The following is an 11,024-nucleotide window of genomic DNA, read 5'->3' as shown; positions in this document are numbered from 1 at the left end:
GTTGCCGTAACGGGAAATATCGAGGCCTTCGGCGCTGATCTGCGGCGTTTTCTTTGCCATCAGATCGGCCAGCAAACGGCCGGAGCCGCACGCCATGGTCCAGCCGAGCGTGCCGTGACCGGTGTTCAGGAACAGGTTGCTGAACGGGGTGGCGCCAACGATCGGCGTGCCGTCCGGGGTGGTCGGACGCAGGCCGGTCCAGAAAGTGGCTTCGGTCAAATCACCGCCCTGAGGATAAAGGTCGTTGACGATCATCTCCAGGGTTTCGCGTCGACGTGGGTTCAGCGACAGGTCAAAACCGGCTATCTCAGCCATGCCGCCGACGCGGATGCGGTTGTCGAAACGGGTGATCGCGACCTTGTAGGTCTCGTCGAGAATGGTCGACGTCGGCGCCATCGCCGGGTTGGTGATCGGCACGGTCAGCGAGTAACCCTTGAGCGGATACACCGGGGCCTTGATACCCAGCGGCTTGAGCAATTGCGGCGAATAGCTGCCGAGTGCCAGCACGTAGCGGTCGGCGGTTTCAAGCTTGCCGTCGATCCACACGCCGTTGATGCGATCACCGGCGTAGTCGAGTTTTTGAATGTCCTGACCGAAACGGAACTCCACGCCCAGTTTCACAGCCATTTCGGCCAGTCGAACGGTGAACATCTGGCAATCGCCAGTCTGGTCGTTCGGCAGGCGCAGGGCACCGGCGAGGATGTCGGTGACGCTGGCCAGGGCCGGCTCAACGCGGGCAATGCCGGCGCGGTCGAGCAGTTCGAACGGCACGCCGGACTCTTTCAGTACGGCGATGTCTTTCGCGGCGCCGTCCAGTTGAGCCTGGGTGCGGAACAGTTGGGTCGTACCGAGGCTGCGGCCTTCATAGGCGATGCCGGTCTCGGCGCGCAGCTCGTCGAGGCAGTCGCGGCTGTACTCGGACAGGCGAACCATGCGCTCCTTGTTCACGGCATAGCGGCTGGTGGTGCAGTTGCGCAGCATCTGCGCCATCCACAGGTATTGATCGATATCGGCAGTGGCTTTGATCGCCAACGGTGCGTGGCGTTGCAGCAGCCATTTGATCGCCTTGAGCGGCACGCCCGGGGCGGCCCATGGCGAGGCATAACCCGGGGATACCTGGCCGGCGTTGGCGAAACTGGTTTCCATGGCAGCGGCGGGCTGACGGTCGACCACAACGACTTCGAAGCCGGCCCGCGCCAAATAGTACGCACTGGTCACACCAATGACGCCGCTACCCAAGACCAGAACGCGCATTTTCATATCCCTCATCGCGGCTTGCCGCTGACGTTTGTAGTTGTAGAGCACTGATGTGCGCAGTGTAAAAAAGATTAGGCAGTGCTTTTCACTATATAACTGCCTATATTTGGCGACAATTCTCGGCAAAAACCCTTTTCACAGAGGCGTATCCCCTATGCGTACCAACACCCAGACCAAACGGGAGCTGGACAAGATCGACCGCAATATCCTGCGCATCCTGCAAACCGACGGGCGCATTTCCTTCACCGAGCTTGGGGAAAAGGTCGGACTCTCGACCACGCCGTGTACCGAACGGGTCAGGCGGCTGGAGCGCGAAGGGATCATCATGGGCTACAACGCCCGGCTCAATCCGCAGCACCTCAAGGGTAGTCTCCTGGTGTTCGTCGAGATCAGCCTCGACTACAAATCCGGCGATACTTTNGAAGAGTTCCGCCGCGCCGTACTCAAACTGCCCCATGTGCTGGAGTGCCACCTGGTCTCAGGNGATTTCGACTACNTGGTGAAGGCGCGGATTTCCGAGATGGCTTCCTACCGCAAGCTGCTGGGCGACATCTTGCTCAAGCTGCCGCATGTGCGGGAATCGAAGAGCTACATCGTGATGGAGGAAGTGAAGGAGAGTTTGTGCCTGCCGATTCCGGATTGATGTTTTTGCGGAGCGTTTCAGAGCCTCATCGCGGGCAAGCCCGCTCCCACAGGTTCACCGCTAACCCTGTGGGAGCGGGCTTGCCCGCGATTGCGTCGACTCGGATTTGTTGGAGTAATTGCCGCGGCTTAAACCAGCACTTGCCTGGTGGAGGCCATGTACTCATGAATCTGCTTCTCAACCCGCGGATGAATCAGCTCCACCGGCCCTCGCCCATTCGGGCACGGCAAGGTCTTGGTGGTACCAAACAAGCGGCAGATCAGCGGACGCTCGTCATACACCGTGCAGCCATTCGGCCCAAGGTGCACACAGTTCAGCTCGTCCATGGCCGCGTCCTGCTCGGCAGCAGTCTTGCGCGGCAGGCGGGACATTTCTTCCGGCGAGGTGGTCACCGGCCCACAGCAGTCATGGCAGCCGGGCACGCACTCGAACGAGGGAATCTGCTGGCGAAGCGTGCGGATTTTCTGGCTGTTGCAGCTCATCGAAGCGGTGACCCAAAGCGGAATAGACCGGGATTCTGACGCAAAAGCCCTGATCCAGACAGCACGAACCGACCAGTGTTGCCCGTGCCGGAAGGTCCGGCTTATGCTCCGTCAAATTTTATAGACACACGAATCAGGGACGCTCACATGAATGCCCGTGCCCAGCACACTGCCTCTTACTACGCCGCCAACAGCCTGCCGCAGCCCGATCATCCGGCGCTGCAAGGCGATCTGGTGGCGGACGTGTGCGTGGTCGGCGGCGGGTTTTCCGGGTTGAACACGGCGATTGAGCTGGCCGAACGTGGCTTCAGCGTGGTGCTGCTGGAAGCACACAAGATCGGCTGGGGTGCCAGCGGGCGCAATGGCGGGCAGTTGATTCGTGGCGTCGGTCATGGCCTCGATCAGTTCACCGACGTGATCGGTGCGGAAGGCGTGCGCCAGATGAAACTCATGGGCCTGGAAGCGGTGGAAATCGTCCGCCAGCGCGTCGAGCGCTATCAAATCCCCTGCGACCTGACCTGGGGTTACTGCGACCTGGCGAACAAGCCTCGCGACCTAGAAGGTTTCGCCGAAGACGCCGAAGAGCTGCGCAGCCTTGGCTACCGCTACGAAACCCGGCTGCTGCAACTCAATGAAATGCACAGCGTGGTGGGTTCGGACCGCTACGTCGGCGGCTTGATCGACATGGGTTCGGGCCATCTTCACCCGCTTAACCTGGCGCTGGGCGAAGCGGCCGCCGCGCAACAGTTGGGAGCAAAGCTGTTCGAAAATTCGGCGGTGACCCGTATCGATTATGGCCCCGAGGTCAAAGTCCATACCGCCCAAGGCTCGGTTCGCGCCAAGACGCTGGTGCTGGGCTGCAACGCCTACCTCAACCAACTCAACCCGCAGCTCAGCGGCAAAGTGCTGCCCGCCGGCAGCTACATCATTGCCACCGAACCGTTGAGTGAAGAACTGGCGCACTCGCTCCTGCCGCAGAACATGGCGGTCTGCGATCAACGGGTGGCTTTGGATTACTACCGACTCTCGGCGGATCGACGCTTGCTGTTTGGCGGTGCCTGCCATTATTCGGGCCGCGACCCGAAGGACATTGGCGCGTANATGCGNCCGAAGATGCTCAAGGTGTTCCCGCAACTGGGCGACGTAAAGATCGACTACCAGTGGGGCGGCATGATCGGCATCGGCGCCAACCGTCTGCCGCAGATCGGCCGATTGGCCGATCAACTGAATGTGTATTACGCCCAGGCTTACTCCGGGCATGGGGTGAATGCCACGCACCTGGCGGGCAAGTTGTTGGCCGAGGCAATCAGCGGGCAACAGGGGGGCGGGTTTGATCTGTTTGCCAAGGTGCCGCATATCACCTTCCCGGGCGGGAAGCATTTGCGCTCGCCGTTGCTGGCGTTGGGGATGTTGTGGCATCGGCTCAAAGAGTTGGTCTGAAAGATTTTCAGTGCCTGTACCGACGTCTTTGCGGGCAAGCCCGCTCCCACAAGGGTCTTCGGTGTCCACAAAATTTGTGTTCACCACTCAACCCTGTGGGAGCGGGCTTGCCCGCGAAGAGGCCCGCAAGAACACCGCAACACTCAAATCCGCCAGAAAGGCTTCAGCCCCTCCTCCCGCGCCTGCTCCTGACTCAGCCCGACATCCCTGAGCTGCTCCGGCGTGAGCACCAGCAACGCCTTGCGCGTGTGCAGGCGATGCCAGAACAGACCCCAGCGACTCAGGCCGGACGGTGCGTTGCGCATGACCGCCTCGCGTGCACCGTTGATTTGCCCCGCCGCCAGTTCCTGACTGTGTATCGTCAGCCGCACATCGCTCAAGCCGTTCATTTTGATTGCTCCTGTTTACTTGGGTAGCCAGAGCTTTCATGATGCGCGGACGGCGAAAAGCATTACAGATTCAACAAGACTGTATTAACTCCATACAGATTTATCGATTTAGCGTCTGAATCCTATAATTTCGCCCGATCTGTATTGGTTAATCGAATCACTCACACCGAGACTGCGCCATGACCCTTTACGTCAACCTCGCCGAATTGCTCGGCACCCGTATAGAGCAGGGCTTCTATCGCCCCGGCGATCGCTTGCCTTCGGTACGAGCGTTGAGTGTCGAGCACGGGGTCAGCCTGAGCACGGTGCAGCAAGCGTATCGGGTGCTGGAAGACAGTGGGCTGGCGACACCCAAACCCAAATCCGGTTACTTTGTGCCGGTAGGTCGCGACCTGCCGGAGCTGCCGGCTATTGGCCGCCCGGCCCAGCGCCCAGTCGATATTTCCCAGTGGGATCAGGTGCTGGAGCTGATCCGCGCCGTCCCGCGCAAGGACGTCGTGCAACTGGGTCGCGGCATGCCAGACATCACCACGCCGACCATGAAACCGTTGCTGCGCAACCTGGCGCGCATCAGCCGCCGCCAGGACATGCCCGGCCTGTATTACGACAACATCTATGGCACCCTCGAACTGCGCGAGCAAATTGCCCGCCTGATGCTCGATTCCGGTTGCCAATTGACCGCCCATGACCTGGTGGTGACCACCGGTTGCCACGAAGCGCTGTCCACCAGCATTCGCGCCATCTGCGAGCCGGGGGATATTGTGGCGGTGGACTCGCCAAGCTTTCACGGCGCCATGCAGACCCTCAAGGGCCTGGGCATGAAAGCCTTGGAAATCCCTACCGACCCGATCACCGGGATCAGCCTCGACGCGCTCGAACTGGCGTTGGAGCAATGGCCGATCAAGGCCATACAGTTGACNCCCAACTGCAACAACCCGTTGGGCTACATCATGCCGGAATCGCGCAAACGCGCGTTGTTGACGCTCGCACAGCGTTTCGACGTGGCGATTATCGAAGACGATGTGTATGGCGAACTTTCCTACAGCTACCCGCGCCCGCGCACGATCAAGTCCTTTGACGAAGATGGCCGCGTACTCCTTTGCAGCTCGTTCTCGAAAACCCTGGCGCCCGGTTTGCGCATCGGCTGGGTTGCACCCGGCCGTTACCTGGAACGGGTGCTGCACATGAAATACATCAGCACTGGCTCCACGGCGACACAGCCGCAGATCGCCATTGCCGAATTCCTCAAANCCGGGCATTTCGAACCGCATTTGCGGCGGATGCGCACGCAATACCAACGCAGTCGGGACCTGATGATCGACTGGGTCACGCGCTATTTCCCCGCCGGCACCCGCGCCAGCCGCCCGCAAGGCAGCTTCATGTTGTGGGTTGAGCTGCCGGACGGCTTCGACACCCTGAAACTGAATCGCGCGCTGCACGATCAAGGCGTACAGATTGCCGTCGGCAGCATCTTTTCCGCCTCGGGCAAGTACCGCAACTGCCTGCGGATGAACTACGCTGCCAAGCCAACACCGCTGATCGAAGAAGCCGTGCGCAAGGTCGGCGCCGCAGCGATCAAACTGCTGGCAGAAACGGATCACATCACTGACTGACCTTTCTCAGGAATCCAGCGTCCATATGCCGACCTTTGCCGCCAATCGGAACGTTCTCACGTGAGAGTCAGACAGCCCCTGCTCGCTCTTCTGTTATTCGCCTCGTTCCTGGGCGGTTGCGCCAACCTCGACGTTCAACGCGAACCGAGCCAGGCGCTGCCCGCCAGCGACTCGTCATTCGGCCGCTCAATCCAGGCCCAGGCCGCGCCATATCAGGGACGCTCAGGCTTTCGCCTGCTGCCCAATAGCAGCGAAGCCTTCATGGCCCGCGCCGAATTGATCCGCAATGCCCAAAGCAGCCTCGACCTGCAGTACTACATCGTGCACGACGGCATCAGCACGCGGATGCTGGTGGACGAGTTGCTCAAGGCTGCGGATCGCGGCGTGCGGGTGAGGATTCTGCTCGATGACACCACCAGCGACGGCCTCGACCACGTCATCGCGACCCTCGCCGCCCACCCACAGATCCAGGTTCGCCTGTTCAACCCGCTGCACCTGGGCCGTGCCACNGGCGTGACGCGCACCATGGGCCGCTTGTTCAACCTGTCACTGCAACACCGGCGCATGCACAACAAGCTGTGGCTGGCGGATAACAGCGCGGCCATCGTCGGCGGCCGCAACCTGGGAGACGAATACTTCGATGCCGAGCCCAACCTGAATTTCACCGACATCGACATGCTCGGCGTCGGGCCGGTGGCCGAGCAGCTTGGCCACAGCTTCGACCAGTACTGGAACAGCGCGCTGAGCAAACCGATCGACGAATTCCTGTCGAGCAAACCGACGCAAAAGGACCTGCAGAACACCCGCACACGCCTGGAAGAATCGCTGGAAGAAACCCGCAAACAGAATCACGCGCTGTATCAGCAGTTGATGACTTACACCACCAAGCCACGCCTGGACATCTGGCGCCGCGAGCTGATCTGGGCGTGGAACCAGGCATTGTGGGATGCGCCGAGCAAGGTGTTGGCCGAAGCTGACCCAGACCCCCACTTGCTGCTGACCACGCAACTGGCACCGGAGCTTACGGGCGTCAGCAAAGAGCTGATCATGATCTCGGCTTACTTCGTACCGGGGCAGCCGGGGCTGGTCTACCTCACCGGGCGGGCCGACGCCGGGGTGTCGGTGAGCCTGCTGACCAATTCTCTGGAGGCCACGGACGTGCCGGCCGTGCATGGCGGCTACGCGCCTTATCGCAAGGCTTTGCTGGAACACGGCGTGAAACTCTACGAGCTGCGCCGCCAGCCCGGCGAAGGCGGCGGCAGCGGGCCGCATATTTTCTACAGCAAGTCCTTCCGGGGTTCCGATTCCAGCCTGCACAGCAAGGCGATGATCTTCGACCAGNAGAAGTCGTTTATTGGCTCGTTCAACTTCGACCCGCGCTCGGTGCTGTGGAACACCGAGGTCGGCGTGCTGGTGGACAGCCCCGAACTCGCCGCGCATGTGCGCAAAGCGGCCATGGAGGGTATGGCGCCGACCTTGAGCTATCAGGTGAAACTGGAGAATGACCGGATCGTCTGGGAGACGGAAGACGACGGCAAGATGCACACGCTGACCAAGGAGCCGGGGAGTCTATGGCGCCGCTTCAATTCCTGGTTCAGCACAGCGGTCGGCCTGGAGCGGATGCTTTGACAGAAGACGAACATCCCTGTGGGAGCGAGCTTGCTCGCGATAGCAGATTCACATTCAACATTGACGTCGACTGTCAGTCCGCTATCGCGAGCAAACGTCGACTGTCAGTCCGCTATCGCGAGCAAGCTCGCTCCCACAGGTGAACGTGGCTGGCCGGAAGCTTGGCCCTAAGCAGGCTCGGCCACCGTGCCAAACGCGCCCTGACGCATCAACAGAATCACCAACCCGAACGCTCCCGCCGCCATCAACAACGGCAATGCATGCCCATTGATCCACTGGCTGCCCGCACCGGCCACCAGCGGCCCGATCAGGCAACCGATGCCCCACAACTGCGCCACGTGAGCGTTGGCGCGCACCAGCGCGTCGTCGCGATAGCGTTCGCCGATCAGGATCAGTGACAAGGTGAACAATCCCCCGGCGCTGGCGCCAAACAGCACCCACAACGGCCAGATCAGCAAGGTATCGATGAGCAACGGGATCGCCAGGCTCGAGATCAGCAACACTGCTGCACATCCGGTGAACAGCGTGCGTCGCGACAAACGATCCGCCAGTGCGCCAATCGGCAGTTGCAGCAAGGCATCACCCACCACCACGGTGCTGACCATCGCCAGCGCGATTTCCGTGGTGAAACCCTGACGCAGGCAATACACCGGCAACAAGGTCAGAATCATCGCTTCAAACGCCGCGAACAGCGACACCGCCCAGGCAATCGCCGGCAAGCCACGGCAGAAGCCCCACAAGTCGCCAAACGTCACACTGGCAGCCTCACTGGACGGTGCGCCGCTGCGGCCCAGCAACAGGAGCGGCGCGGCCATGAGCAAGCCGACGCCGACCCAGAAGCCGTAATCGTGTTCGGTGCCCAAAACACCCAGCAGCAGCGGCCCAGCCAGCTGACTCAGCGCATAACTGCTGCCATACAGCGCTACCAGACGCCCGCGCCATTGCTCCACCACCAACTGGTTGATCCAGCTTTCGCCGAGGATAAACACGATGGTCAGGATCACCCCGATCATCAGNCGCAACACCAACCACACCGGATAGCTCGGCAACAGCGCCAGCAAGCCGATGGACACCGCTCCAGCCCACAGACACAGGCGCATGAGGTTGGCCGTGCCAAGCCATGAGGCCATGCGACTGGAGACCTTCGCCCCCAGCAGCACGCCGAAGGCCGGCATGGCTGCCATCACACCAATGGCGAAACTGCCGTAGCCCCAGCCTTCGAGGCGCAGGGACACCAGCGGCATGCTGACGCCCAGGGCCAGGCCGACGCTGAGTACCGAAGCCAACACGGCGAAATAAGTCGCCCAACGCATGTTCCACGCTCCTGTGGATATTTTATGTACAGCACAAAACACTGTGGGAGCGAGCTTGCTCGCGATAGCAGTTTCACATTCAACATTGACGTCGACTGTCAGACCGCTATCGCGAGCAAGCTCGCTCCCACAGGGGATCTTCGTTGTGTGGTGCTTACAACTTGATCCAGGTCGCCTTCAGCTCGGTGTATTTGTCGAACGCGTGCAGCGACTTGTCGCGGCCATTGCCCGATTGCTTGAAGCCACCGAACGGCGCGGTCATGTCACCACCATCGTATTGGTTGACCCACACGCTACCGGCGCGCAGGGCCTTGGCGGTCAGGTGCGCCTTGGAGATGTCCGCCGTCCATACCGCTGCGGCCAGGCCGTATTGGGTGTCGTTGGCAATCGCTACGGCTTCTTCGGCGGTGTCGAATGCGATCACCGACAACACTGGGCCAAAGATCTCTTCCTGAGCGATTTTCATCGCATTGGTCACGCCGTCGAAAATCGTCGGCTCAACGTAGGTNCCGCCGGTTTCTTCCAGCGTGCGCTTGCCGCCCGCGACCAGTTTGGCGCCGTCGGCGTGGCCGGCTTCGATGTACGACAGCACGGTGTTCATCTGCTGGGTGTCCACCAGTGCGCCGACGTTAGTCGCCGGGTCCAGCGGGTTGCCCGGCTTCCAGCCCTTGAGGGCCTCAATCACCAGCGGCAGGAAGGTGTCCTTGATCGAACGCTCCACCAGCAGGCGCGAACCGGCGGTGCACACTTCGCCCTGGTTGAAGGCGATGGCGCCAGCGGCGGATTCGGCAGCGGCTTGCAAATCCGGCGCATCGGCAAACACGATGTTCGGGCTCTTGCCGCCGGCTTCCAGCCACACGCGCTTCATGTTCGACTCGCCGGAGCGAATCAACAGTTGCTTGGCAATCTTGGTGGAACCGGTGAACACCAGGGTGTCGACGTCCATGTGCAGCGCCAGAGCCTTGCCGACGGTGTGACCGTAACCTGGCAGGACGTTGAGCACGCCTTTCGGAATGCCGGCTTCGACGGCCAGCGCAGCAATGCGAATAGCCGTCAGCGGCGATTTTTCCGATGGCTTGAGGATCACCGAGTTACCGGTGGACAGCGCCGGGCCGAGTTTCCAGCAGGCCATCATCAACGGGAAGTTCCACGGCACGATCGCGCCGACAACACCGACCGGCTCGCGAGTCACCAGACCCAGTTGATCATGCGGGGTGGCGGCAACTTCGTCGTAGATCTTGTCGATAGCCTCGCCGCTCCAGCTCAGCGCATTGGCTGCGCCAGGCACGTCAATTTCCAGGGAGTCGGTGATCGGCTTGCCCATGTCCAGGGTTTCAAGCAGCGCGAGCTCTTCGGCATTNTCCTTNAGCAACGCGGCGAAACGGATCATGGTGGCTTTGCGTTTGGTTGGCGCCAAGCGCGACCAGACGCCGGAATTGAACGTGGCGCGGGCATTCTCGACGGCACGCTGGGCGTCGGCGACGTCACAGCTCGCAACGGTGGCCAGCAGGCGGCCATCGACCGGGCTGATGCATTCGAAGGTCTCGCTGGAGACGGCATCGGTGTATTCGCCATTGATGTAGGCGCGGCCTTCGATCTTCAGATCGCGAGCCCGTTGCTCCCAATCGGCACGAGTCAGGGTGGTCATACGAGTGTCCTCCTCTTATTGAATACGAGCGCCCCGCGATCTTCGCAGACGCTGTCAGGAATTCTGCCCAGCCAGCCTGATTTTTCGGCCCAAGGCAACCGCCACCCTAAACCAGCGGCAGGNGATGTTTCAATATATTTGACACATGGCGGTCAAACGGCCTTGCGATGTTCATTTTAATAAACATAGACTTTGGACTTTCCAGCCATCGCGCCGCAATCACGGGGGATAACAACAATGAGCATCCAGGATATCGTCGACTTCAGCCAGGCCACCACCCAACCCGATCGCTATCGGCCGGACCCGGCAAAAGTCCTCAAGGGCGACCCCGAACAAGCGNTCTACAACCATTACAACAGCCCTTGCGGCCAGTTGAATGCGGGTGTGTGGGAAGGCGCGGTCGGCCAGTGGCATGTGAACTTCACTGAGCATGAATACTGCGAAATCGTTCAGGGCGTTTCAGTGCTGCGCGACAACGACGGCAACAGCAAGACCGTGCGCGCGGGTGATCGCTTCGTGATCCCGGCCGGGTTCCGGGGCACCTGGGAAGTGCTGGAAACGTGCCGCAAGATTTATGTGGCGTTCGAACAGAANGCCTGAGAACGAGCTT

10 protein-coding genes are annotated in these 11,024 nt (G+C 61.0%); 5 read left to right on the top strand and 5 right to left on the bottom strand.

Annotated features, from left to right (window positions below):
* Positions 1-1,254, bottom strand: a 1,254-nt coding sequence (gene dadA, locus B7L09_RS18145; protein WP_094469998.1) for a D-amino acid dehydrogenase, incomplete at its 3' end; no start/stop codon positions are given.
* A 157-nt stretch (positions 1,255-1,411) separates the two neighbouring features.
* Between dadA and B7L09_RS18140 the strand changes: the two genes are divergently transcribed.
* Positions 1,412-1,900 carry an Lrp/AsnC ligand binding domain-containing protein gene (locus B7L09_RS18140; protein ID WP_094469997.1) on the top strand — a complete coding sequence of 163 codons (489 nt, stop codon included), beginning with the start codon at positions 1,412-1,414 and terminating at the stop codon, positions 1,898-1,900.
* Between the two features lie 128 nt (positions 1,901-2,028).
* On the opposite strand, the gene B7L09_RS18135 is transcribed toward B7L09_RS18140, so the two are convergent.
* Positions 2,029-2,382, bottom strand: a complete 354-nt coding sequence (locus B7L09_RS18135; protein WP_094469996.1) for a YkgJ family cysteine cluster protein — start codon at positions 2,380-2,382, stop codon at positions 2,029-2,031.
* 147 nt (positions 2,383-2,529) lie between these two features.
* Between B7L09_RS18135 and B7L09_RS18130 the strand changes: the two genes are divergently transcribed.
* Positions 2,530-3,822, top strand: coding sequence for an NAD(P)/FAD-dependent oxidoreductase (locus B7L09_RS18130; RefSeq protein ID WP_094469995.1), 1,293 nt, complete (start codon positions 2,530-2,532; stop codon positions 3,820-3,822).
* 143 nt (positions 3,823-3,965) lie between these two features.
* On the opposite strand, the gene B7L09_RS18125 is transcribed toward B7L09_RS18130, so the two are convergent.
* The gene (locus B7L09_RS18125; protein ID WP_094469994.1) at positions 3,966-4,211 is read right to left on the bottom strand and encodes a DUF1127 domain-containing protein; all 246 of its coding nucleotides are present in this window, start codon (positions 4,209-4,211) and stop codon (positions 3,966-3,968) included.
* A 179-nt stretch (positions 4,212-4,390) separates the two neighbouring features.
* On the opposite strand from B7L09_RS18125, the gene B7L09_RS18120 reads away from it, so the two are divergent.
* The gene (locus B7L09_RS18120) at positions 4,391-5,824 is read left to right on the top strand and encodes an aminotransferase-like domain-containing protein (RefSeq protein WP_094469993.1); all 1,434 of its coding nucleotides are present in this window, start codon (positions 4,391-4,393) and stop codon (positions 5,822-5,824) included.
* 60 nt (positions 5,825-5,884) lie between these two features.
* Positions 5,885-7,453: a phospholipase D family protein gene (locus B7L09_RS18115; RefSeq protein WP_094469992.1), complete on the top strand. Its 1,569-nt coding sequence runs from the start codon at positions 5,885-5,887 to the stop codon at positions 7,451-7,453.
* A 167-nt stretch (positions 7,454-7,620) separates the two neighbouring features.
* Here the strand turns inward: B7L09_RS18115 and B7L09_RS18110 are convergent, their stop codons facing one another.
* Together B7L09_RS18110 and B7L09_RS18105 are read right to left on the bottom strand one after the other, a co-directional pair.
* Entirely contained in the window at positions 7,621-8,766 is a 1,146-nt protein-coding gene (locus tag B7L09_RS18110; protein ID WP_094469991.1) for an MFS transporter, read from the bottom strand.
* A 154-nt stretch (positions 8,767-8,920) separates the two neighbouring features.
* A complete protein-coding gene (locus tag B7L09_RS18105) occupies positions 8,921-10,414 on the bottom strand; it encodes an aldehyde dehydrogenase (RefSeq protein ID WP_094469990.1) in 1,494 nt (497 codons plus the stop codon).
* A 237-nt stretch (positions 10,415-10,651) separates the two neighbouring features.
* Between B7L09_RS18105 and B7L09_RS18100 the strand changes: the two genes are divergently transcribed.
* Positions 10,652-11,014 (top strand): cupin domain-containing protein, encoded by a 363-nt coding sequence (locus B7L09_RS18100; protein WP_094469989.1) that lies wholly within the window; start codon positions 10,652-10,654, stop codon positions 11,012-11,014.
* The last annotated feature ends 10 nt before the right edge of the window (positions 11,015-11,024 follow it).

It is taken from the genome of Pseudomonas mandelii (assembly GCF_002251635.1).
Lineage (GTDB): Bacteria > Pseudomonadota > Gammaproteobacteria > Pseudomonadales > Pseudomonadaceae > Aquipseudomonas > Aquipseudomonas mandelii_B.
This window is presented reverse-complemented; position numbering and strand designations above follow the sequence as displayed.

Coding starts and splice junctions, on each gene's coding strand:
- B7L09_RS18135 (WP_094469996.1), bottom strand. CDS start 2,382: ATGAGCTGCAACAGCCAGAAAATCCGCACGCTTCGCCAGCAGATTCCC.
- B7L09_RS18125 (WP_094469994.1), bottom strand. CDS start 4,211: ATGAACGGCTTGAGCGATGTGCGGCTGACGATACACAGTCAGGAACTG.